We start from the raw sequence: 22,199 nt of genomic DNA, 5'->3' as shown, positions 1-22,199 counted from the left end.
TGTTCGCCACCGCCGCTCTGGCCACCGCCGCCGGTGCCCAAACCATCGACAACTGGCGCAACGGTTCCGGCGACCTGGTCTGGAAGAACGGCACCAACGAACTGTGCTGGCGCGACGCCAACTGGACCCCCGCCACCGCCGCCCAAGGTTGTGACGGCGCCATCGTGCCCGCTCCGGCACCCGCTCCGGCCCCGGCTCCGGTGGCCGCCCCGGCCCCCGCTCCGGCCCCGGCGCCCGCTCCGGCTCCTGCCCCGGTGGCCGCTGCCAAGGTGACCTACGCCGCCGACGCCTTCTTCGACTTCGACAAGGCCGTGCTCAAGCCCGAAGGCAAAGCCAAGCTGGACGACCTGGCCAGCAAAGTCAGCGCTATCAATCTGGAAGTGATCATTGCTGTGGGCCACACCGACGCCACCGGCGCCGACGCCTACAACCAGGCTTTGTCGGTGCGTCGCGCCGAAGCCGTGAAGGCTTACCTGGTGAGCAAGGGCATCGAAGCCAACCGCGTGTACACCGAAGGCAAGGGCGAAGCCCAGCCGGTGGCCGACAACAGCACCCGTGCCGGTCGCGCCAAGAACCGCCGCGTGGAAATCGAAGTGGTGGGCACCCGCGCCAACTGATCGGTTGCACACCCGTTTCCAAAAAACCGCGCTTCGGCGCGGTTTTTTGTGCCCGCAGCTTTCGTGGACATAATCCAGCCATGGACAAAACCCTCAATGCCGACCCGGCCGAACTGGCCAAGTTTTCTGAACTCGCGCACCGCTGGTGGGACACCGAGAGCGAGTTCCGTCCGCTGCACCAGATCAATCCGCTGCGGCTGGACTGGATCGATCGCCAGGTGGCGCTGGCCGGCCGGCAGGTGCTGGACGTGGGTTGTGGCGGCGGCATCCTGGCCGACGCCATGGCCCGCAAAGGCGCCCAGGTGCTGGGCATTGACCTGGCCAGCAAGGCCCTGAAGGTGGCCCAGTTGCACGCGCTGGAGGCCGAAACCCCCAACGTGAGCTACCGCGAAGTCAGCGCCGAGCAGCTGGCCGAGGAGCGTCCAGGTCAGTTCGATGTGGTGACCTGCATGGAAATGCTGGAACACGTGCCCGACCCGGCTTCGGTCGTGCGCGCCTGCGCCACCCTGGTCAAGCCCGGCGGCTGGGTGTTTTTCTCCACCCTCAACCGCAACCCCAAATCGTTTTTGTTCGCCATCGTGGGCGCGGAGTACGTGTTGCAACTGCTGCCCAAGGGCACGCACGAGTACGCCAAGTTCATCAAGCCCAGCGAACTGGCGGGCCACTGCCGCGCCGCCGGGCTCGACCTGCAGGCCACCCGGGGCATGGAATACAACCCCCTGACGCGGCGCTACTGGCTCAGCGGCGACACCAGCGTGAACTACATGTTCTCCACCCGAAAGGCCGAGGCATGAGGTTCGCCGGTGTGCGTGCGGTGCTGTTCGACCTGGACGGTACCCTGATCGACAGTGCCCCGGACCTGGGTTATGCCGCCGACCTGATGCGGGTGCAGCGCGGCCTGCCGTCCTTGCCGATGGAGCGTTACCGCCCCTTGGCCGGTGCCGGCGCCCGGGGCATGATTCAGGTGGCCTTTGGCCATGGCCCCGACCACCCGGAATTCGAGGCGCTGCGCCAGGAATTTTTCGACAACTACCAGGCATGCATGACGCGCAGCACCCGGGCCTTTGACGAGGTACCGGCCATGCTGGACGGCCTGATCCGCCAGGGGCTGGCTTGGGGTGTGGTGACCAACAAGTCCGAGCGCTTCGCCCTGCCCCTGACGGCCGGCATGCCGTTGTTTGCCACCTCGGCCACGGTGGTGGGGGGCGACACCACGCCGCACCCCAAGCCTCATCCGGCGCCGTTGTGGGAGGCCGCACGGCGCATGGGCGTGCCGCCCGAGGCTTGCGTGTACGTGGGCGACGACGAACGGGACATCGTGGCTGGCAAAGCTGCGGGCATGCCCACGGTGGCCGCGTGCTACGGTTACCTGGGCGTGCAAACCGATGTGGGTGCCTGGGGCGCCGACGCCGTGATAGAAAATCCGCTCGACCTCTTGAACTTCCTGCAATTGCCTTAAACTAACCACCACTGGGGCTGCATTGGTTTCGACGTGGGTTCGGGCACGCAGCAGGGCATGTCGAGGTTCTGTCACCTCGTAAAACCGCAGAAAAAAACTAACTGCAAACGACGAACGTTTCGCACTCGCCGCTTAATCCGGTGAGCCTTGCAACAGTTGGCCGATGGGCTGGGTGAGGGGGGTCGCAAGACCGTCCTGACTGCAAGGGAACTTACATGGGCTGGCCGTTGGGCGGGCAACTTGCTCGGCGGTGAGACTTTAGGTTGCTGGTTGGGCTGGCAGCGTGTCGCTGTGCGGCTGGTCCGACGAGATCAAACCAGACGACTACACATGTAGAACTGCGCGAAGAAGGCTTGCGGACGGGGGTTCAAATCCCCCCAGCTCCACCAATACCCTGTTTAAAGGCCGCTAGGAATGACCACCTAGCGGCCTTTTTCATTGGGAAATCAAGGCTTAACCCGGCAGGGATGGATAAAGACAGCCATTGACAGGCAGAGCGTGAGCGGGGAACATATCGGGGAACAAAACCCTGTTTACCCCGGTGGCCGGGGAACAATCACCCCGGGGAACACCAATGCTGACCGATGCCCAGTGCCGAAACGCTACTTGCCCACCAGAGAAGAAACGGGCGCGACTGACTGATTCGGCTGGGCTGTACCTGGAGGTTTCCCCTGCTGGTTCAAAACGCTGGTTTCAAAAAATCTACCGGGATGGCAAGGAAACCCGGCTGGCGCTGGGAAGTTACCCCACGGTGGGCCTGACGGCGGCACGGCGGGCACGGGACGCGGCGAAGCTGCAAAAGGCTGAAGGCACCGACCCCATTCAAGCCCGGAAGGTGGAAAAGCTCAAGGCGGTGAATCCAGCGGGTGACACCTTCAAAGTGGTGGCCCTGGAGTGGTACGACAAACAGGCCCCCCATTGGAGCGAAGCCCACGCGGTACGGGCCAAACGCCAGTTTGAGCGCGATCTGTTTCCCTGGCTGGGGGATCGACGGTTGGCAGACATTGAGCCGGTGGAACTGTTGGCAACACTTCGCAAGGTGGAAGAACGCGGCGCAGTGGAAACGGCAGACCGAGGCATGATGCTGGCGCGGCAGGTGTGGCGCTACGGGGTGGCCACGGGCCGGGTGAGCCGGGACATTACGGCAGACCTGAAGGGGGCATTGCAACCCTACCGAGGCAAACACTTTGCTGCGATTACAGACCCGGTGCGGTTGGGTGAACTGTTGCGGGCGATCAAGGGTTACAAGGGCGGGCCTATCGTTCGGGCGGCGCTTCAATTGGCACCAATGCTGTTTCAACGCCCTGGTGAGCTACGGGGTGCGGCGTGGGCCGAGATCGACCTAGAGGCGGCGCTGTGGACGATTCCGGCGGCACGGATGAAGCGAAGCAAGGACGGCAAGGAAAACGGTCAACCCCACCTTGTGCCTTTGCCCACCCAGGCGGTGAACCTGCTTAAAAACCTGAAGCCTTACACCGAAAGCACTGGTTTGGTGTTCCCCGGTGAGCGCCAGCGGGACAAGCCTATTTCAGAAAACAGTGTGCGAACGGCGCTGATTGCGATGGGCTACACCCCGGACATTCAGACATGGCACGGATTCCGGGCCACGGCGCGTACGCTGCTGGCCGAAGTGCTGGAGTTTGACCCGCTGTTGATTGAGGCGCAACTGGCCCACGCAGTGCGCGATGCCAACGGGCGGGCCTACAACCGAACCACCTACCTTAAGCAGAGGCAGGACATGATGCAGCGGTGGGCAGACTACCTGGACAGGCTGGCCGCTGGTGCCGATGTGATTCAAATTAAGGTGGCTTGATGCGAATCGAAAAAACATGGTTTTTATTGCCTTTGATCTTGGCGTTGAGCGGTTGTGCGACTCACTACACTGATAGTGCTATTGAAGAGCCATACGGGTTTTTTTCTGGTGTTTGGCATGGACTTATCTTTCTTTTTTCGGTTTTGGCAAATATCGTTTCATGGTTTTTTGGGCTACTTGGAGTCAATTTTCTTGATTCCATTGGAATCATTGGTAGGCCAAACACTGGGCTTTGGTATTACATAGGTTTTGCTTTGGGAGTAATGGGCGCTGCTGGAGGTTCAGGGCGGTAGTAGTTGCGAGCCACGCCTAGCCCCCGGCTGATCACCGCGGGCGAACACCGGGACTCCCTGACCCGGCGGCGCTGGCTTCTTTTCAGGGGCGGGACAGGGACGCTATGACCGATCTATTGCATACGGCCAAAAATAGGGCCGAAAAGCTACTCAATCGAGAGCCGGAAGATGAGCAAGAAGCTAGGGCCTTGGAAATTTATCGGCATTTGGTCGTAAGCCTTTTTGATGTTGTAAGCGATGAGGATTACGACACATACACGGCAAAGCTCGACTCTCTCATAAAAAGCAATCTGGATTCTGAGTCCATATGGGCTTTTGTTGATCTGATTTCTGAAATGCGTGGCCCCATCGCTATAGGTGCAGAGGTTGAGCGGGGAGTGAACGCCCATCTAAGCGCATCAAGCTCACAAAAGGCTGGGAAGCGCCATAGAGAAAACCACGCTATGAAGCAGGATGTTTTCAACTGGCTGGATGCAAATCCACCGAAGCCGAGAGGGATGGACGCGGCGGCCACGGCCATTTTCGAGAGCAAGCTAGTACCTATCAAATCCTGGCGTACTGCCCGTGATTGGGTTGGTGAGTGGAAGAAACTACGCTCTGCTGGCACAGCGTAGGTCCTGCTGGCAGACGGACTACAAAGGCGCTTTACCAATGTAGAACATAAGCACATCCCAACTTCATACAAGGATGTGCACCGATGGCAATCATACGAATCGAAGCCTGTAAGGCAGAGGCGGGTTACCGCAGTAACGCATCAATTTACAACAACGTCCGCGCTGGGACTTGGACTGAACCCGTCAAGATTGGAGAGCGATCAAGCGGCTGGCCAGATTACGAAGTCAAAGCCATTTGCGCTGCACGCATTGCAGGGCAGACGGATGACGAAATCCGCGAACTGGTGAAGCGCCTGCACGCCAAGCGCACCGAGTTGCTGCAAGCAATCTGAGAGGGGTGGACATGACGATCAACACCACCCCAAAAGAAAAGCCCGCCGGGGACTGCAATCCCACGGCAGGCACGATCAACGATCTGGATTTTCCCACCGGACAACGGCCCCGTAAAGCCTTTGAAACCCTGCGGGCGGCGTTTGCTATTCAAGGCCATGCACTGCACCGGACTGACCCGACAGACGGCCCCGTGGCCTATTGGGTTGAACGCTGGGGGATGGTTCGTAACCTGTCTACTTTAGATGACGCCCTGGAATTTCTGAAGCAGATCGGGGGGCGCGCATGACAGACCCCATTGAACAATTCCGCGCGGCGATCCTGGCCGCTGGCCTGACCCCACCGGATGAAATCAACCCCGACGGCCAACTGTACCGATTCAGTAGCAATGGGCGGCGCGGTGACGATTCGGGTTGGTATGTCCTGCACTTGGACGGCGTACCCGCTGGTGCGTTTGGTTGCTGGCGACAGGGGTTTACTCAACAGTGGTGCAGTAAGTCCCAGGACACCATGACCGAGGCCGAACGCCAAGCCCACCGGCAGCGCGTGGAGGCCATGCGCCAGCAACGGGAAGCAGACGTAGCCCAGCGCCAGCAACAGGCCGCACAAGTGGCGGCGCAACGCTGGAATGCAGCGACCCCAGCAACTGAGGAGCACGCCTACCTGAACGCCAAGGGAGTGAAAGCCTACGGTGTGCGTGAAGCCGACGACGGTGCTCTGCTGGTGCCCATGCGCGATGCAGACGGCAAGCTTTGGAATGTGGAGCGCGTCAACCCGCTGGATACCAAAGACAAGAGAGGATTGCCCGGGGGTAAGCGATCAGGCCTTTATCACTCCATTGGCAAGCCTGAAGGCGTGCTGGTGATCTGTGAAGGCTACGCTACGGGCGCGTCCATCCATGAGGCCACGGGGCACGCGGTGGCGGTGGCTTTCAATGCGGGCAACCTGTTGGCAGTGGCCCAATCCCTGCACCAGAAGTACCCGGCGTTACGTTTGATCGTTGCGGCTGATGACGATAAAGAAACCGGAAATAACCCGGGTTTGACGAAGGGCGCGGAAGCTGCACGGGCGGTTGGTGGCTGGTTGGCGGCACCCAAGTTCCCTGCGGACTTGCCATTCAAGGCCACGGATTTCAACGACCTGCACGCCCTGGAGGGGTTGGCTGCGGTGAAAGCCGGGGTTGATGCGGCGCAACCTGTGACGGCTGAGACATTCCCCCCACTGCCCGAAGCTGGGGCAGTATGGGGTGACCCTGTGCCTTTGCCGGATGCTTTGCCAACGGTGGCCCCCTTTGACCCCGAACTGTTGCCCGAGGCTTTGCGCGGCTGGGTGGCTGATATTGCCCACCGGATGCAGTGCCCCCCGGACTTCACGGCGGTGGGTGCAGTGGTGGCCATTTCCAGCTTGATCGGGGCGCGTGCCGTGGTCAAACCCAAAGCCCGCGACGATTGGGCCGTGGTGCCGAACCTGTGGGGCTTGATCGTCGGACGCCCAGGCGTGATGAAGTCACCGGCACTGTCTGAGGTGATGAAGCCTTTGCACCGACTTGAGGCAGCAGAGCGCGAACTGTGGCAGGCAGAACATGACGCTTGGGAACTTGATTGCAAGGTGGCGGAATTGGCCGCTGATGCAAACAAGAGCAAGGCAAAGGGATTGGCCAACAAAGACCCCAAGGCCGCGCGCGCGCTGCTGGAGCCGACCGAAACCCCCGAAGAACCGAAAGCGCGACGCTATGTTGTCAACGACGCCAGCGTGGAGAAACTGGCCGACCTGCTGACTGTGAACGAATGGGGCTTGCTGGTGTACCGCGACGAATTGCACGGGTTGCTGTGCAGCATGGACAAGCAAGGGCAGGAAGGTGCCAGAGGTTTCTATCTGACCGGCTACGACGGCAACCAAGGCCATGCGGTTGACCGGATCGGACGCGGTGAAAGCTATGTGAAAAGGGTGTGTCTTGCCATGTTGGGCGGTATTCAACCCGGCAAGGTGCAGACCTACGTTCGGGACGCGGTGGCAGGCGGTGCAGGCGACGACGGCCTGCTGCAACGCTTTGGGTTGGCGGTGTGGCCGGACATTTCCCGGGAGTGGTGCAAGGTTGATCAAAGGCCTGACGCTCCATCGAAACAGGCAGCATGGGCAGTGTTTGAGAGATTAAACAAACTGCAACCTGTGAGCGATACCGACCCCCAGGAGTGGCGATTCACTCCCGAAGCGCAAGCCCTGTATTGGGAATGGGTGGAGCCGTTCGAGACCGAGATTCGCGGCGATGAACTTCACCCGGCGCTGGTTTCCCACCTGAGTAAGTACCGCAAGCTGATTCCGGCGCTGGCGCTGATATTTGCTTTGGTGGATACCCCCGACAGTGGGAGCTTGATCCATGAACGCGAACTACTGCGGGCACTGGCATGGGCGGACTACCTGCGAAGCCATGCGGAACGGATGTACGCGGCGGCGGTGATCCCGGAAACCACCGGGGCGCAAACCCTGCTGACCAAGATCAAGACGGGCAAGTGGTGCGACGGCGACGGGGTGCTGCTGGAGAGTTTCACTCCACGGCTGGTGGCTGTGAAGCATTGGGCTGGGCTGACCACGCCTGATGCTGTTCGGAAAGTGGCGGACTTGCTGACCGACTACGGTTGGTTGGCACGGGAGACGGTGCAATCCGGCGATGTGAAAGGCCGGGGTAGACCCAGCGACCGCTACCTGATCCACCCCATGCTGTTGAACGGAGGTGCATGATGGCCGGTTGGTTGGCGCGACTGAAAAGCGAAAAGACCACCGACACCTGCGCTACGGAAACTACAAAAACACCCCCAAACGAGGACAAAGGGGTTTTCGTAGGTTTTGTAGCGTCCCCCCTGGCACCTTTTCAAAAAAGCGGGGCTGATGATCTGGTGGCTGAGGCAACCCACACGGTCGCAGCGAATGACAGCAAAGTGGCAGCACCTGCGCCAGCGTCAGACCCCGACCTATGGTGTTGGCCTGCATCCCCGGCGATGAACAGCGGCGAGATCGATCTGTTCCTGAAACGGTTGGAGCGCTTCACCGACAAGGGCTTGATCGTTCCGGCTGCTGAGGCACTGGCCGACAAGTTGGTGCAGCGTGACCGTGAAGGCGATGACCGGAGGTTGTGCCTAGAGTGTGCCTACCTGCAAGGCTTCAACTATTGGCGCTGTGGCAACTGGCAAACGGCGGAAGTTGTACGGGCTGGGCTGGTACCTGATCTGGTGATGATGTTGCAGCGGTGCCCAGGCTTCCGGCTGACACCATAAAAAAGGCTGGAAAAGGCGGAGTCGTTACTTACGGGCGGATACGGTCAAGCGAGTTTCTTGAGTCCCTAAAAAGGCCGATTCGTTGTGCATCTACCACGGTGGGTCGAGTGGATGCAAACGGTATGATCTGGAGTTGTGACGATGGCCTGAAAACGAGGGTATCAAGACCTAAACCGGGGAACAAATCGGGGAACGATTAGATAAGTCAGTTGAAAAACAATCATATAAATCAATGACTTACATTGATGATTCAGTAGACCCCAGCGCAACCGAAAAACCCCTTGAGAAATCAAGGGGTTTTTCTTTTGAGCGCGCATTTTCCGTAGATTGGCAAGCTGTCACCGCCTGCCCGTGTGGAGCGCCAAGCCGCGTCGGCGTCGGCCGTGGATCACGCGCCGAAAGACAGCGCGCCCGGAGGCAAGGCACGGCCCAGGGCGTTGCTCAGCACCGTGTAGTGCATGGTTTCGTCGGCGGCGAGGCGGGCGGCCACTTTGGCCAGGTCACGGTTGCCCAGGGACGGTATGACGCTCAGGTAGGCGTTGGTGGCCCCCAGTTCCAGCCGCGCCGCCAGGTCCAGCACATCGGTCTGGTTTTTCAGGGCGCCAGCGTTCAAGGCCTGAGCGTATTCGTCGAGTTTTTTCGCGGTCACGGGCGTGCCACCCAGCTTCTGGATGGTGGCGACCAGTGCATCGCGGTGGGTCTTGTGGTGGCCCTGGAACTGCACTGCCACGTCCAGCACGTGCTTTTGCAGCAGGCCGCTGCCCGCGCCCAACTGGTAGGCGTTGATGGCCTCGTGCTCCAGACCGAGGGCCACGTTGAGGATGCCCACGTCGTTGGCGACGTCGGCTTTCATGCCTTGGGCCATGGCGTCCTGGCCGGCGAGCAGGGCCACGGCCACGGCCGACAGGGCACCGCTGCGGCCCAGAAAGTTGCGGCGCGAAGAGGCGACTTCGAGTTGGGCATGGGGTGTGTGGATCATGGTGCTTCCTTGAAAGGGTGGATCGGATGGGGCGGTGTGGACGGTGCCCACACAACCGATACGCGACCGCCCGGCCTGCGGTTGCATGCCCGAGTGGGTCAGGGGGGCTTGTGAGGGCCAGGCATCCGTTTTCGCCTGCGCTGCGTGCGGGGCGGGCCCGTGGCGATCAGGCGGGGCAGAGGGCCGCTGGGGCGGGGCCGCTGTGCACCCGGTTGCGGCCGCTGGATTTGGCGTGGTACATGGCCGCATCGGCCTGGGACAGCAGGGTGGTGGTGTCGGGGCAGGATGCGCCCGCTTCGGCCACCCCGACGCTGATGGTGACCTGCAGCGTGGTGCCGTGCATGGGCACCGCGATGGCTTGCATGGCCAGGCGCAACTTTTCCGCGATCTGCAGCGCGTCGTGCACGGCTGTACCGGCGAGCAGCACCCCGAATTCCTCCCCGCCCAGGCGACCGCACAGGTCGGCCTCGCGCAACGCCGACTTGAGCCGATGCGCCACGGCTTGCAGCACCCGGTCGCCCGCGGCGTGGCCGTGGGTGTCGTTGATTTGCTTGAAGTGGTCGATGTCCACCAGCAGTGCGCACAGGGGCAAGCCGTGGCGGCGGGTGTAGGCGAACACCGTGTCGGCCTGTTCCTGGAAGGCGCGGCGGTTGTTCAGCCCGGTCAGTTCGTCGGTGCGGGCGGCGTTGCTGGCGATGCGGTGCTCGATCTCCAGTTCACGGCGCAGCCGCAGCAGCGATTGCAGCGCGTCCGACAGTTCGCGGGTGGCGCGCACGACGAAGGCAGAAAACGCCAAGGTGGTCAAGGCCAGCAGCCGCTGTTCGCTGCCGGGTCCGGCCAGCAGCCACAGCGTGGTGGGCAGCAGCACCAGCCCCACGGCGGCCAGCGTCATGGAGCGGTAGGCCGAGTAGGCCGAGATGGCGCTGCCGGCCATGCCGATCGCAAAAAACAGGGTGATGACTTGCGACAGCAGGTTGTCGCGGGACATGAGCAGAAACGCACCGACGCCCCAAGCCCCGGCCGTGAACACCAGGGTCGCCCAGTACACACCTTCCCAGCGGGCCGGGGTGCGGTGCTGGGGGGCGCTGCGGTGGTAGGCCCAGAACAGGCCGAGGCGCACCACGCCGGCCAGGCACAGCGTGACGAGCCACGGCGCGATGACGCCTGTGTTGCCCAGGTCGTGCTGCAACCAGGACAGCGCCAAGGCCGCCCCCACGCTGCCAAACGTGGCCAGGAAGGACTGGCGGAACAGGAGTTGCAAGCGGTCGGTGCGCACCTGCATGGCAACCGACCCGCGGGCGGTGTGCTCGGGTGTGGGGGACGAGCGGGTCATGGTGGCGGCGCTGGGCTGGGGCAATGCTGCATCATACGGGCGCCCGGTACAGTCTGTCAGCACGAGGGTGACGCCCGCGGACCGCTGGCCTGCTGCATACTGTCTGGCTATGAACCCTGTCTTGTCCATCGACCCCTGCGAGGTGCTGATCAAAGCCATCCGTGCCCAGGGTCCGGGTGGGCAAAACGTGAACAAGGTGGCCACGGCGGTGCAACTGTTTTTTGACATCCGAGCCTCGTCGCTGCCGGAGGATGTCAAGGCGCGCTGTCTGGCCCTGGCGGATCAGCGCATCACCCAGGAGGGGGTGGTGGTCATCAAGGCGCAGTCGCAGCGCACCCAGGAACTGAACCGGCTGGAGGCCCTGCGCCGCTTGCACGACCTGATCGCGCAGGGATTGCGGCCGCCGCGCATGCGCCGCCCGACCCGGCCCACCCGTGGCTCGCAGCAGCGGCGGCTGGCCGGCAAAGCCCAGCGGGCCACGATCAAGGCCGGTCGCGGCCGGGTGTTGTAGCCGCCCTGGTAGGGGCCGGCTTGGGCCCGCTGGGGGCGGTTCCGATCCAGGCGCGGTCGTGCCCACCGGCGGTTCTGGCCTGGGGCAGGTGAACTGCCTAGCGCAAGGGGTGTGCGACACGCCGGATGAGCGCCATGTCGCGGTCCTGGAGCGCCGTGGGCATTTCATTCCGCATCGGGGTTCTCCGGGCGCAGGGGACGCGGGGTAGGGGTTGGCCGCACGCCGGCACGGCGCTGCAGTCGGCTGCACACGCCCCAGAGGCGGTCCAGCAGGCTGGCCATGAGCCATTGAACACGGGTGGTGGCCGTGTGCCAGCCGGCGTTGCCGCCTTGAGTGGGTCGGTGCCACAGCGCCGGGGCTGCCCCGCCAGGGTCGTAGGTGGTATCGCCCGGCCGGGGCGGGTGGCCCGAGGCCCGACCCCGCCCACCCACGTCGCTCGGATTGGGCGCTGAGACGGGGTAATGGGTGCGCCACGGGTGCAGATCGACCGGGGGGCGGCGGGTGAGGGCGGCGTCCGACGGTTTGCCGCGGTTCCAGTGTGCCTGGCTCTCGAAGACGGTGCCCTCATCGGTGATGCCGGTGGTGCGCAGCCGCGGGTCACACGTTTCTGGGCTGTTGTGGGGCATGGGGCTGCTCAGGGGGCTTTGGTCGTGGGCTACAAGCATTTTGCCCCATCGACCCGGTGGCAATGCGGCGTTGGCGGTGTTGTACCGCCGCTTCTGGAGCACGACCAGGGGTCAGGCGTCGTCAGTCACAGGCCAGACCACCCGCGTCCAGCGCTGGCGGACGCACCAGGTCTTGGTCGATGCCCATGACCTCGCTGGCACGCTCCACCGCCTGCCACAGCGCGGCGGGCATGCCCAGGATCGCCTCCGGCGAATCGGCTTGCGCGATCCAGGCCCCGATCTGCCGGTGCTGCTCGGGGGTCAGCAGCGCCAGGTGCAGCATTTCGTCAATCGTCTTCATGCAGTGGGCTTTCGTTGTCCCTGGACAGAGTTCACTTGAGCTGCAGGGACAACGGTGACGATGAAACCGCAGCCCAACCCTGAAAAACAAAACGGGTTACAGACTTGTGATCTGTAACCCGTTGTTTTTTATGGTCGGCGTGGCGGGATTCGAACTCGCGACCCCTTGCACCCCATGCAAGTGCGCTACCAGGCTGCGCTACACGCCGAAGCTCTGAATTGTAGCGCGTTTTTGGAGGTCAGATAGGCTGGTTCAGGAGTTTTTGCAGGGCCAGCAGCTCGGCGCGTACCGCAGTCCAATCCAATGCGGGCGCCAGGCCATCGGGCATCGACGCCGGCGGGACCATGTCCTCGGCCGCACCGTCGCCCGACAGCCCCGGTGTTTTGCGCTGTTCGCGCTCCTGTTGGGCCAGTTCCTGCAGGCGGTTGCGGGCGCCGTGGATGGTGAAGCCCTGGTCGTAGAGCAGATCGCGGATGCGGCGGATCATCAGCACCTCGTGGTGCTGGTAGTAGCGCCGGTTGCCGCGCCGCTTCATCGGCCGCAGTTGCGTGAATTCCTGTTCCCAGTACCGCAGCACGTGGGGTTTGACGCCGCACAACTCGCCCACCTCACCGATGGTGAAGTAGCGTTTGGCGGGAATGGGCGGCAGCGTGTTCTCCATCGAATCAATGCTCTGCGAACAAAACCTTGGAATCTACTCCAACTCGGGACGAATGCCAAACGCGGTGGGCAGGTGGGGTGCCGCTCAGACCGGCATCAGCACCGGGCCGCCCTGGGCCAGTGCCCGCTGAAACGCCGGGCGGGCGTGCAGCCGCTGCAAATAGGCGTGCAGCTGCGGGTGCTGCGCCGCCGACGTGTCCCCGCGCGACAAGGCGGCCTCCACGGCAAAGCTCATCTGGAAGTCGGCCAGGCTCAGGTGCTCGCCCGCGAACCAGCGGTGGCTGGCCAGGTGCTGTTCCATGAAGTCGAGCGCGGTGTTCACGTTCGGGTCGATCAGCCGTTGCTGCACCGCCTGGCACAGCGCGCGGGCCACCGGCCGCACGAAAAACGGCATGGGCTGGCGCGGTAGGCTGGCAAACACCAGCTTCATCACCAGCCAGTTCATCAGCGAGCCTTCGGCGTAATGCAGCCAGAAGCGGCATTGGCGGTGCGCCGCCGTGCGTGGGGTGGGCAGCAGTTGGTCCAGATCGCCGTGCGGGTCGGGGGCAAAGGTGTCGGCCAGGTATTCCAGTATGGCGCCGGACTCGGCGACCACCTCGTCCCCGTGCACCACGACCGGGGCCTTGCCCAGGGGGTGGACCCGTTTGAGCGAGGCCGGTGCCAGCCGGGTGGCGGGGTCGCGCCGGTGGACGACGAGTTCGTAGGGCACGCCCAGTTCTTCCAGCAGCCACAGCACGCGGTGCGAACGGGAGGTTTCCAGGTGGTGGACGGTGAGTCGGGTGGTCATGGCGCGTGGGCGGTTCAGGCGGCCAGGATGAGCTGCTCCAGCTTCACCGCGTCCACGCAGAAGGCGCGGATGCCTTCGGCCAGTTTCTCGGTGGCCATCGCGTCCTCGTTGAGCGCGAAGCGGAAGCTGGCTTCGTCGTGGTTCACCGCGGGCAGGTCCAGCGCCCGGGCGGCCGCGGCGTCCAGCGCACGGGGCAGGGGGGCCTCGCTGGCGGCCAGTTGGGCCAACAGTTCCGGGCTGATGGTGAGCAGGTCGCAGCCGGCGAGCGCCGTGATCTGGCCAATGTTGCGAAAGCTCGCGCCCATGACTTCGGTGGCGATGCCAAAGTGCTTGTAGTGCTGAAATATCTGTCGCACCGAGCGCACGCCCGGGTCGTTCGGGCCGGCCATGGCGGCCTCGTCCCACTGGGCGCCGGCCTGTTTTTTGTACCAGTCGTAAATGCGCCCGACGAAGGGCGAAATCAGCCGCACGCCGGCCTGGCCGCAGGCCACCGCCTGGCAGAAGGCGAACAGCAGCGTCAGGTTGGTGCGGATGCCCTGTTGCTCCAGCGCCCGCGCCGCCTGGATGCCTTCCCAGGTGGCGGCGATCTTGATCAGCACGCGCTCGTCCGGCACGCCGGCGGCGCGGTACAGGGCCATCAGCCGCTGGGCGCGGGCCACGGTGGCGTCGCGATCGAAGCTCAGGCGCGCGTCCACCTCGGTGGACACGCGGCCCGGCACCACCGCCAGAATTTCCTGGCCGAAACGCACCAGCAGCCGGTCCACGATGGCGTCCAGGGGCTCGGTGCGGTGCCGGGCCACGGTGTCGCGCAGCAGCGGCGCGTACTCGGGCTTTTGCACCGATTTGAGGATGAGCGAGGGGTTGGTGGTGGCGTCGCGCGGCTGGAACTGGGCCAGTTGCAGGAAGTCGCCGGTGTCGGCCACCACGGTGGTGTGTTGCTTGAGGGCGTCGAGTTGGTTCATGGCTGCCTAGGGAGTCAGATCAGGGGAACGCGCAGGCGCTGGATGGTGGTGGCGGTGTCGGGGCGCACGCCGCGCCACCAGGCGAAGGCCTCGGCGGCCTGTTCCACCAACATGCCCACGCCGTCGGCCAGGTGGCGCACGCCGCGCGTTTGCGCCAGTTGCAAAAAAGGCGTGAGGCCTTGGCCGTACACCATGTCGTAGGCCAGGCCGTCGGGGTGCAGGGCGTGGGCCGGCACCGGTGGCAGTGCCTGTCCCAGGCTGGCCGAGGTGGCGTTGACGACGACATCGAACGCGTCGCCGCCCAGGTCGGCGTAGCCACCGCCTTCCAGCACGTGGGCCGGGGCGCCACGGCCCACGAACTCCTGCACCAGGGCCAGCGCCTTGTCCACGCTGCGGTTGGCCACGAACAGGTGCGCCGGCGCTTGTTCCAGCAGCGGCAGCAGGGCGCCCCGGGTGGCCCCGCCCGCGCCCAGCAGCAGCACCCGGCGCCCGCGCACCGCGTGGCCCAGGTTGTGCACGATGTCGCGCACCAGGCCCACGCCGTCAAAGTTGTCGGCCAGGCAGCGGTCACCGTCAAATTTCAGGGCGTTGGCCGCGCCGGCCGCGCGCGCGCGGTCGGCCGGGTCGGTGGCGTAGGCGCAGGCCTCCAATTTGAAGGGCACCGTCACGTTCACGCCGCGGCCGCCTTCGGCACGGAAACGGTCCACCGTCGCGGCAAAGCCGTCCAGCGGCGCCTCGATGGCGGTGTAGACCAGCGCCTGGCCGGTGGCTTCGGCGAAGGCGGTGTGGATCAGGGGCGATTTGCTGTGGCCTATCGGGTGGCCAATGACGGCGTAACGGTCCATGTCGGTCGGGGCAAGGGGCAAAAGGGGCGCGCCGGGGCGGTGGTGGGCATTGTGCCCGATGGCCCCAAAGATTTTGAACGCGACCGACGCGTGCCCTGAACACTGGCCGTGGGCGGGGCCGCTACCATCGGTTCCACCGCTTCGAAGGTTTGCTGCCATGTCCCCCGTTCCCGCCCTGTTTCTGTCCCACGGTTCGCCCATGCTGGCGCTGGAGCCCGGGGCCACCGGCCCCGCACTCACCGCCTGCGGGCGGGCGCTGCACCGCGCAGACCGACCGCTGCGGGCGGTGGTGTTGATGTCGCCGCACTGGATGGCGCCCGAGATCCGGGTGATGACCCACCCCCGGCCCGACACCTGGCACGATTTTGGCGGCTTTCCCGAGGCGCTGTACCGCTTGCAGTACCCGGCCCCGGGGTCGCCGGCGGTGGCGCAGCAGGTGCTGGAGGCGCTGCAGGCCGCCGGCCTGCCGGCCCGTGCCGACGCGCAGCGGCCGTTCGACCACGGCGCCTGGATGCCGCTGCGGTTTTTGTTGCCCGAGGCCCAGGTGCCGGTGGTGCAGGTGGCCTTGCCGGCGCGCGCCGGGCCCGAGGCGGTGTACGCCATCGGGGCCGCCTTGCGCGGCCTGCGCGACCAGGGGGTGCTGCTCATCGGTTCCGGCAGCATGACCCACAACCTGCACGAATTTTTCGGGTCGCGCCCGGAACTGGACGCCACAGCGGCGCCCTATGCCCAAGATTTTGCCCGCTGGGTGGAGTCGGCCTTGCAGGCGCAGGACGCGCCCCGCTTGTTCGATTACCGGCGCCAGGCACCCACGGCCGTGCGCGCGCACCCGACGGACGAGCATTTCCTGCCGCTGTTTTTTGCCTTGGGCGCGGCCGGTTGGGGCCAGCCCGGCGGCCCCACCCCCAACTATCTGAGTCGCGAAGTCATGTACAGCCACCTGGCGATGGACGCCCTGCTGCTGCCCTGAGTCGCGCCTTCAGGACACCCACTTGGTGTCGTCGCTGACCTCCAGGCCCGGTTCGTCGCCCAGCATGCGTTCGCGCAGGGCCAGCAGGTCCATCAGCACCTCGAAGGGGAAGCCGCGGCGGCCGCCACGGGCGTCGTGGGTGAGTTCGTCGAAGTAATGTCGCAGCGCGTCGGGGTCGTCTTTCAGTTCGGTCAGCCGGTTGACGATGCGCGGGAACTGCCGCACCAACGCCTGCGGGTACTTCAGCCCCGGCAGGGCCAGCAGGTGCTGTTCGGCAGCGGCGGACAACGGGGTGGGCTCGTCCATGGCGTCTCCTCGCGCGGGCCTGTGGCGCGGCCCTCAGAGGTGCCAGTGTAGAACTTTGCCCCCCACGTCACAAGCCTGGCCGCCCCGGCCGCTGGCTGGGCCGGGGGGCGTTTGGAGCATGGGTCCGGCGGCTTCAGGCCAGGTCGGCCACCGGCACGCAACTGCAGAACAGGTTGCGGTCGCCGTAGACGTTGTCCACCCGGCCCACCGACGGCCAGTACTTCACCGCCTGGCCGGTTTTCAGCATGGCGCCCACCTCGCGCGGGTAGGCGTGGGTCCATTCGCCCTGCAGCAGGCTGTGGGCCGTGTGCGGGGCATTTTTCAGCGGGTTGTCGTCCTTGGGCCAGACGCCGGCCTCCACCAGGCGCACCTCGTCGCGGATGGCGATCATGGCGTCGATGAAACGGTCCAGTTCTTCCAGCGTCTCGCTCTCGGTCGGCTCCACCATCAGGGTGTTGGCGACGGGGAAGCTCAGCGTCGGGGCGTGGAAGCCGTAGTCCATCAGGCGCTTGGCCACGTCCTCGGCCATGACGCCGCTGGTTTCCTTCAGGCCGCGCAGGTCCAGGATGCACTCGTGCGCCACGTGGCCGTTGGCGCTGGCGTACAGGGTGGGGTAGTGGTCGGCCAGGCGCTTGCTGATGTAGTTGGCGCTAAGGATGGCGGTTTCGGTGGCTTGCTGCAGGCCGTCGGCGCCCATCATGCGGATGTACATCCAGCTGATGGGCAGCACGGCGGCGTTGCCCAGCGGCGCGGCCGAGACGGCGCCCACGGCTGGGGTGGCGCTGGAGACGGTGTCGTTGACCGGGCCCACGTAGGCGCCCTGGGCGCTGGCCGTGGCGTGGCCGGGCAGGTAGGGGGCCAGGTCGGCCACCACGCACACCGGGCCGACGCCGGGGCCGCCACCGCCGTGCGGGATGCAGAAGGTCTTGTGCAGGTTCAGGTGGCTCACGTCGCCGCCGAATTCGCCCGGCGCGGCCACGCCGACCAGGGCGTTCATGTTGGCGCCGTCCACGTAGACGCGGCCGCCGTGGCGGTGCACCAGCTCGCACAGGGCTTTCACCTCGGTCTCGAACACGCCGTGGGTGCTGGGGTAGGTGATCATCACCGCGGCCAGGTTCGCGCTGTGTTTTTCGCAGGCGGCGCGCAGGTCGTCCAGGTCCACGTTGCCGTTGTCGTCGCACTGGGTCACCACCACCTCCATGCCGGCCATCTGGGCGCTGGCGGGGTTGGTGCCGTGGGCGCTGGACGGGATCAGGCAGATGTTGCGGTGGCCCTCGCCGCGCGCGGCGTGGTAGCCCCGGATGGCCAGCAGGCCGGCGTATTCGCCTTGCGAACCGGCGTTGGGCTGCAGGCTGATGGCGGCGTAGCCGGTGGCTTGGCACAGCCAGGCGCGCAGCTGTTCGTCCAGCAGGCGGTAGCCTTCCAACTGGTCGGCCGGGGCATAGGGGTGCAGGTGGGCGAATTCCGGCCAGGTGATGGGGATCATCTCGCTGGTGGCGTTGAGCTTCATGGTGCAACTGCCCAGCGGGATCATGCTGCGGTCGAGCGCCAGGTCCTTGTCGGACAGGGCGCGGATGTAGCGCAGCATGCCGGTTTCGGAGTGGTGGCTGTTGAAGACCGGGTGTGTCAGGTAGGCGCTGGCGCGGCGCAACTCGGCCGGGATCCGCGCGGCCACGCCGGCTTCGAAATCGGCCACCTGCGGCAGGGCCTGGCCCGGCTGGGCGAACAGCGACCACAGCAGGGCGAGGTCGTCGCGGGTGGTGGTTTCGTCCAGCGACAGGGCCACACAGTGGGCGCGTGCACCGGTCAGCGGGCGCAGGTTGACGCCGTTGGCGGCGGCGTGCTGCACCAGGGCGTGGGCGGCGCCGGCACTGGCGGTGGCCACGGTCAGGGTGTCGAAGGCGGTGTGGTGCACCACCTGCACGCCCAGGGTTTGCAGGCCTTGCGCCAGGATGGCGGTGTAGCTGGCCACGCGTTCGGCGATGCGCTTCAGGCCTTGCGGGCCGTGGTACACGGCGTACATGCTGGCGACGACCGCCGGCAGCACCTGCGCGGTGCAGATGTTGGAGGTGGCCTTTTCGCGGCGGATGTGCTGTTCGCGGGTTTGCAGCGCCAGGCGGTAGGCCGGGTGGCCGTGCACGTCCACGCTCACGCCCACCAGGCGGCCGGGCAGCGAACGCTTGAACGCGTCGCGGCAGGCCATGTAGGCGGCGTGCGGGCCACCGGCGCCCATGGGCATGCCGAAGCGCTGGCTGGTGCCCACCACGATGTCGGCGCCCATCTCGCCGGGGGATTTGAGCAGCGTCAGGGCCAGCAGATCGGCCGCCAGGATCAAGGCGGCGCCGCGGGCATGCAGGGTGGCGGCGGAGGCGCTCCAGTCGCACAGCCAGCCGGTGCTGCCCGGGTACTGGTTGATGGCGGCGAAGCAGTCGTCATGGCGAATAGCCGCGTTCCACTCGGCTTCCGAGGCCACCACCTGCACCGCCAGGCCCAGCGGCAGGGCGCGGGTGCGGATCACCTCCACCGTTTGCGGGTGGCAGTCGGCGCTGACCACGAAGGTGTGGCCCTTGGCCTTGACCGAGCGCTTGGCCAGGGTCATGGCCTCGGCAGCGGCGGTGGCTTCGTCCAGCATGGAGGCGTTGGCGATGTCCATGCCGGTCAGGTCGGCGACCATGGTCTGGAAGTTGACCAGGGCTTCCATGCGGCCCTGCGAAATTTCGGCCTGGTAGGGAGTGTAGGCGGTGTACCAGGCGGGGTTTTCCAGGATGTTGCGCAGGATCACGCCCGGGGTGTGGGTGTTGTAGTACCCCTGCCCGATGAAGCTTTTGAACACCTTGTTCTTGCCCGCGATGGCCTGGAGTTCGGCCAGTGCCTCGGCCTCGGTGACGGCCGGCGGCAGGGCCATGCCGGCGCCGCGGGCGATGCTGCGCGGCACGATGCCGTCGATCAGGGCGCGGCGCGAGGCCTCGCCGATGACGGAGAGCATGTGGGCTTCGTCTTCGGTGCCGATGCCGATGTGGCGGGCGATGAATTCGCTGGCGTTTTCAAGTTCGGCCAGGGGGCGGGGGGTGGACGACAACATGGCGGGTTGCTCCGGGCAAGATCAAGGAAAGACACCGCCCGAAGGCGGTGCCGAAAAGGGCGGCGGGGAATTACTGGGTCAGGGCGCCGTAGGCGGTTTCGTCCAGCAGGCCGTCGAGTTCGGCGGCGTGGGTGAACTTGACCTTGAAGAACCAGCCGGCGCCCAGCGGGTCGCTGTTGGCCAGCGAGGGGTCGTCGCGCAGGGCCTCGTTGACTGCGGTGATTTCACCGGTCACGGGCATGTACACATCGGCCGCGGCCTTGACCGACTCGACCACGCCGGCCACGTCCTTGGCGGCGAAGGTGGCGCCCACCTCGGGCAGCTCCACGAACACCACGTCGCCCAGCGCGTCCTGCGCGTGGTGGGTGATGCCGACGGTGGCGGTGTCGCCTTCCACGTTCAGCCATTCGTGGTCGGGGGTGTATTTCAGGCTCATGTGCAGCTCCAGATGTCAAAAAAGTGGGGTGGGTGCGCGGCGGCAGCGCCGGACGCACCGGGGCAAGAAACCGTCAACCGCGGTGGTAGCGGTTGGGCACGAAGGGCAGGGCGACCACTTCCATCGGCACCGCCTTGCCACGGACCAGCGCCTGCACCTGGGTGCCGAGCGCAGCATAACCGGATTCGACGTAGCCCAGCGCGATCGGCTGGTTGATGGTGGGGCCGAGCAGGCCGCTGGTGACTTCGCCGATGCGCTGGCCATCGCGGTTTTGCAGCTCGACGTGCTCGCGCACCGGGATGCGGTCTTTGGCCAGCAGGCCCACGCGCAGGCGGGTGGCGGGCTGGCTGCCGTTCAGCTGGGCCAACACCCGGTCGGCACCTGGGAAGCCCCCGGCGCGGGCGCCACCGCTGCGGCGCACCTTCTGCATGGCCCAGTTCAGGCTGGCTTCCACCGGGGTGGTGGTGGTGTCGATGTCGTTGCCGTACAGGCACAGGCCGGCTTCCAGGCGCAGCGAGTTGCGCGCGCCCAGGCCGATGGGCTGGACTTCCGGCTGGGCCAGCAGGGCGCGGGCCAGGGCCTCGGCCTGGTCGTTGTGGACGGAAATCTCGAAGCCGTCCTCGCCGGTGTAGCCGCTGCGGGTGATGTACAAGTCGGCGCCGTTCCAGGTGTAGGCGCCGCCGGTCATGAACACCAGGGTTTCCACGCCCGGCACCAGGCGCTGCAGCGCGGCCACGGCCTGCGGGCCTTGCAGGGCCAGCAGCGCGCGCTCGGGCATGGGGGTAACCTGGCAACGCTGGCCGATCTGGGCCTGGATGTGGGCGATGTCGCCGGCCTTGCAGGCGCCGTTGACGATCACGAAAATGTCGCAGCCGCGGTTGACGAACATCAGGTCGTCGATGATGGTGCCTGCGTCGGTCAGCAGCAGGCCGTAGCGTTGCTTGTGCAAACCCAGACCGATCACGTCCACCGGCATCAGGGTTTCAAACGCGGCGGCGGCGTCGGCCCCCACCAGACGCAACTGGCCCATGTGCGAGACGTCGAACAGGCCGGCGGCGTTGCGGGTGTGGGCGTGTTCGGCCATCAGGCCGGCGGGGTATTGCACCGGCATGGAATAGCCAGCAAAGGGCACCATGCGGGCCCCCAGTTCCAGGTGCAGGGCGTTGAGCGGGGTGGTCAGCAGTGGGGTGGCGTCGGACATGGGCGTGTTCAAAGGCAGTGACCCGTGGGGGTCGGGTGCTGGAAGGCCCCATGGGCGTTCCCAGCCACTGCCCGCCTGTCCGCTTTACCTGAGAGATTCACGCGGGCGATGCCGCGCTTGCTCCTTCGGTGGCCAGGCTCTGGGCCGGGCTCTCTCCAGGGGGTGACGATGAGCGCCTTCAAGGGGCGCTCGACGCTTGCCAGTCCTTTTGCCTGAGCGTTCAGGGCTGCGGGCATGCTGCCCCCAACCTCCTGCGCCTTCGGCGGTCCCTTCGGAAGGGACTCTCTCCTGACAGGCTGAGATTGTAGCGTCTCGGGTCGGCGGGTGGCCGCCGGCTGGGGGTGCCGGGTGGCGCTGGAGCCAGTTGGGCCGGGTCGCGTCGCGGTTGTGGCGTATCATTTTCGCCATCGCGGCCGCTGTTTGGGCCGGCGGGAGGGCGTGGCATGGGGCATCGGGTCGACCCTTCGGTCGAGGCGTTCAGGGCGTTGGCGAGCCGCTGGCTGGCGGCCCCGTGCGCGTGGGGCGGGCTCAACCCGGCCGAGGCCTGCACCGTGGCCCTCTACCTGTCGCCACAAACGCTGTGGCCCGGTGAGGTGCTGGTTCAGGAGGGCGACGCCGTCGCCGTGGACCGGCTCTGGCTGGTGCTGGCGGGCGAGGTGTCGGTGCAGAGCCAGGCCCTGCAGCTGGAGGCGGCCGGCATGGTGGTGCGCGTCATGGGGCCAGGCAGCTGGATCGGAGAGCTCAGCCTGCTGGACGGCGGCCC

Annotated in this window: 25 protein-coding genes, 1 tRNA gene, 1 other RNA gene and 2 riboswitches; of the genes, 14 read left to right on the top strand and 13 right to left on the bottom strand. The window is 65.7% G+C overall.

The window, feature by feature from the left end:
- The 11 genes from ompA to HA630_RS12335 all read left to right on the top strand — a co-directional run.
- The coding region (gene ompA / locus HA630_RS12385) for an outer membrane protein OmpA (RefSeq protein WP_166835112.1) at window positions 1-617 on the top strand (617 nt) is incomplete at its 5' end.
- Window positions 618-697: 80 nt separating this feature from the next.
- The gene (gene ubiG, locus HA630_RS12380; RefSeq protein ID WP_166835110.1) at window positions 698-1,411 is read left to right on the top strand and encodes a bifunctional 2-polyprenyl-6-hydroxyphenol methylase/3-demethylubiquinol 3-O-methyltransferase UbiG; all 714 of its coding nucleotides are present in this window, start codon (window positions 698-700) and stop codon (window positions 1,409-1,411) included.
- A complete protein-coding gene (locus HA630_RS12375) occupies window positions 1,408-2,076 on the top strand; it encodes an HAD-IA family hydrolase (RefSeq protein WP_166835108.1) in 669 nt (222 codons plus the stop codon). The genes ubiG and HA630_RS12375 overlap by 4 nt, the downstream gene beginning before the upstream one ends.
- A gap of 13 nt (window positions 2,077-2,089) precedes the next feature.
- Window positions 2,090-2,465: a transfer-messenger RNA gene (gene ssrA / locus HA630_RS12370) on the top strand.
- A 185-nt stretch (window positions 2,466-2,650) separates the two neighbouring features.
- Window positions 2,651-3,889 (top strand): site-specific integrase, encoded by a 1,239-nt coding sequence (locus tag HA630_RS12365; RefSeq protein ID WP_166835106.1) that lies wholly within the window; start codon window positions 2,651-2,653, stop codon window positions 3,887-3,889.
- Window positions 3,889-4,182 carry a hypothetical protein gene (locus tag HA630_RS12360; protein WP_166835104.1) on the top strand — a complete coding sequence of 98 codons (294 nt, stop codon included), beginning with the start codon at window positions 3,889-3,891 and terminating at the stop codon, window positions 4,180-4,182. The genes HA630_RS12365 and HA630_RS12360 overlap by 1 nt, the downstream gene beginning before the upstream one ends.
- 104 nt (window positions 4,183-4,286) lie before the next feature.
- Complete coding sequence (locus tag HA630_RS12355) at window positions 4,287-4,796, top strand: hypothetical protein (protein WP_166835102.1); 510 nt, start codon at window positions 4,287-4,289, stop codon at window positions 4,794-4,796.
- Window positions 4,797-4,879: 83 nt separating this feature from the next.
- On the top strand, window positions 4,880-5,128 hold the full coding sequence (locus HA630_RS12350) for an AlpA family transcriptional regulator (protein ID WP_166835100.1): 249 nt from the start codon (window positions 4,880-4,882) through the stop codon (window positions 5,126-5,128).
- A gap of 11 nt (window positions 5,129-5,139) precedes the next feature.
- A complete protein-coding gene (locus HA630_RS12345; protein ID WP_166835098.1) occupies window positions 5,140-5,415 on the top strand; it encodes a hypothetical protein in 276 nt (91 codons plus the stop codon).
- On the top strand, window positions 5,412-7,865 hold the full coding sequence (locus HA630_RS12340; RefSeq protein WP_166835096.1) for a DUF3987 domain-containing protein: 2,454 nt from the start codon (window positions 5,412-5,414) through the stop codon (window positions 7,863-7,865). Before HA630_RS12345 ends, HA630_RS12340 begins: the two co-directional genes overlap by 4 nt.
- On the top strand, window positions 7,865-8,398 hold the full coding sequence (locus HA630_RS12335; RefSeq protein ID WP_166835094.1) for a hypothetical protein: 534 nt from the start codon (window positions 7,865-7,867) through the stop codon (window positions 8,396-8,398). The genes HA630_RS12340 and HA630_RS12335 overlap by 1 nt, the downstream gene beginning before the upstream one ends.
- Window positions 8,399-8,786: 388 nt before the next feature.
- On the opposite strand, the gene HA630_RS12330 is transcribed toward HA630_RS12335, so the two are convergent.
- Together HA630_RS12330 and HA630_RS12325 are read right to left on the bottom strand one after the other, a co-directional pair.
- The gene (locus tag HA630_RS12330) at window positions 8,787-9,377 is read right to left on the bottom strand and encodes a ferritin-like domain-containing protein (protein WP_166835092.1); all 591 of its coding nucleotides are present in this window, start codon (window positions 9,375-9,377) and stop codon (window positions 8,787-8,789) included.
- A 166-nt stretch (window positions 9,378-9,543) separates the two neighbouring features.
- Window positions 9,544-10,710, bottom strand: coding sequence for a diguanylate cyclase (locus HA630_RS12325; protein ID WP_208300077.1), 1,167 nt, complete (start codon window positions 10,708-10,710; stop codon window positions 9,544-9,546).
- A 109-nt stretch (window positions 10,711-10,819) separates the two neighbouring features.
- Here HA630_RS12325 and arfB point away from each other — a divergent pair, with 109 nt between their 5' ends.
- Window positions 10,820-11,221, top strand: coding sequence for an alternative ribosome rescue aminoacyl-tRNA hydrolase ArfB (arfB, locus tag HA630_RS12320; RefSeq protein ID WP_166835090.1), 402 nt, complete (start codon window positions 10,820-10,822; stop codon window positions 11,219-11,221).
- A gap of 164 nt (window positions 11,222-11,385) precedes the next feature.
- Here the strand turns inward: arfB and HA630_RS12315 are convergent, their stop codons facing one another.
- The 7 genes from HA630_RS12315 to aroE all read right to left on the bottom strand — a co-directional run bounded on the left by HA630_RS12315 (window position 11,386) and on the right by aroE (window position 15,441).
- A complete protein-coding gene (locus HA630_RS12315; RefSeq protein WP_166835088.1) occupies window positions 11,386-11,847 on the bottom strand; it encodes a hypothetical protein in 462 nt (153 codons plus the stop codon).
- Between the two features lie 121 nt (window positions 11,848-11,968).
- Entirely contained in the window at window positions 11,969-12,187 is a 219-nt protein-coding gene (locus tag HA630_RS12310) for a hypothetical protein (protein ID WP_166835086.1), read from the bottom strand.
- A 131-nt stretch (window positions 12,188-12,318) separates the two neighbouring features.
- Window positions 12,319-12,395 (bottom strand) — tRNA-Pro (locus HA630_RS12305).
- A gap of 30 nt (window positions 12,396-12,425) precedes the next feature.
- Window positions 12,426-12,848 (bottom strand): MerR family transcriptional regulator, encoded by a 423-nt coding sequence (locus tag HA630_RS12300; protein WP_166835084.1) that lies wholly within the window; start codon window positions 12,846-12,848, stop codon window positions 12,426-12,428.
- Between the two features lie 84 nt (window positions 12,849-12,932).
- Window positions 12,933-13,634, bottom strand: a complete 702-nt coding sequence (locus HA630_RS12295; RefSeq protein ID WP_166835082.1) for a glutathione S-transferase family protein — start codon at window positions 13,632-13,634, stop codon at window positions 12,933-12,935.
- Between the two features lie 14 nt (window positions 13,635-13,648).
- Complete coding sequence (gene tal / locus HA630_RS12290; protein WP_166835080.1) at window positions 13,649-14,596, bottom strand: transaldolase; 948 nt, start codon at window positions 14,594-14,596, stop codon at window positions 13,649-13,651.
- Window positions 14,597-14,610: 14 nt separating this feature from the next.
- Window positions 14,611-15,441 carry a shikimate dehydrogenase gene (gene aroE, locus HA630_RS12285; RefSeq protein ID WP_166835078.1) on the bottom strand — a complete coding sequence of 277 codons (831 nt, stop codon included), beginning with the start codon at window positions 15,439-15,441 and terminating at the stop codon, window positions 14,611-14,613.
- Window positions 15,442-15,598: 157 nt separating this feature from the next.
- On the opposite strand from aroE, the gene HA630_RS12280 reads away from it, so the two are divergent.
- The gene (locus HA630_RS12280) at window positions 15,599-16,411 is read left to right on the top strand and encodes a class III extradiol ring-cleavage dioxygenase (RefSeq protein WP_166835076.1); all 813 of its coding nucleotides are present in this window, start codon (window positions 15,599-15,601) and stop codon (window positions 16,409-16,411) included.
- Between the two features lie 9 nt (window positions 16,412-16,420).
- Here HA630_RS12280 and HA630_RS12275 read toward each other — a convergent pair whose 3' ends face one another.
- The 4 genes from HA630_RS12275 to gcvT form a co-directional block, all read right to left on the bottom strand.
- Window positions 16,421-16,717, bottom strand: coding sequence for a hypothetical protein (locus HA630_RS12275; protein ID WP_166835074.1), 297 nt, complete (start codon window positions 16,715-16,717; stop codon window positions 16,421-16,423).
- 133 nt (window positions 16,718-16,850) lie between these two features.
- The gene (gcvP, locus tag HA630_RS12270; RefSeq protein WP_166835072.1) at window positions 16,851-19,799 is read right to left on the bottom strand and encodes an aminomethyl-transferring glycine dehydrogenase; all 2,949 of its coding nucleotides are present in this window, start codon (window positions 19,797-19,799) and stop codon (window positions 16,851-16,853) included.
- Between the two features lie 70 nt (window positions 19,800-19,869).
- Entirely contained in the window at window positions 19,870-20,235 is a 366-nt protein-coding gene (gcvH, locus tag HA630_RS12265; protein WP_166835069.1) for a glycine cleavage system protein GcvH, read from the bottom strand.
- Window positions 20,236-20,308: 73 nt separating this feature from the next.
- A complete protein-coding gene (gcvT, locus tag HA630_RS12260) occupies window positions 20,309-21,436 on the bottom strand; it encodes a glycine cleavage system aminomethyltransferase GcvT (RefSeq protein WP_166835067.1) in 1,128 nt (375 codons plus the stop codon).
- A 65-nt stretch (window positions 21,437-21,501) separates the two neighbouring features.
- Window positions 21,502-21,605, bottom strand: a riboswitch (glycine riboswitch).
- Window positions 21,606-21,626: 21 nt separating this feature from the next.
- Window positions 21,627-21,737, bottom strand: a riboswitch (glycine riboswitch).
- 142 nt (window positions 21,738-21,879) lie between these two features.
- Here gcvT and HA630_RS12255 point away from each other — a divergent pair.
- A partial coding sequence (locus HA630_RS12255; protein WP_166835065.1) for a cyclic nucleotide-binding domain-containing protein occupies window positions 21,880-22,199 on the top strand: 320 nt, incomplete at its 3' end.

The organism is Aquabacterium sp. A08, from assembly GCF_011742065.1.
The sequence above is the reverse complement of the archived record's forward strand: the minus strand, read 5'-3'. Positions and strand labels throughout refer to the sequence as shown.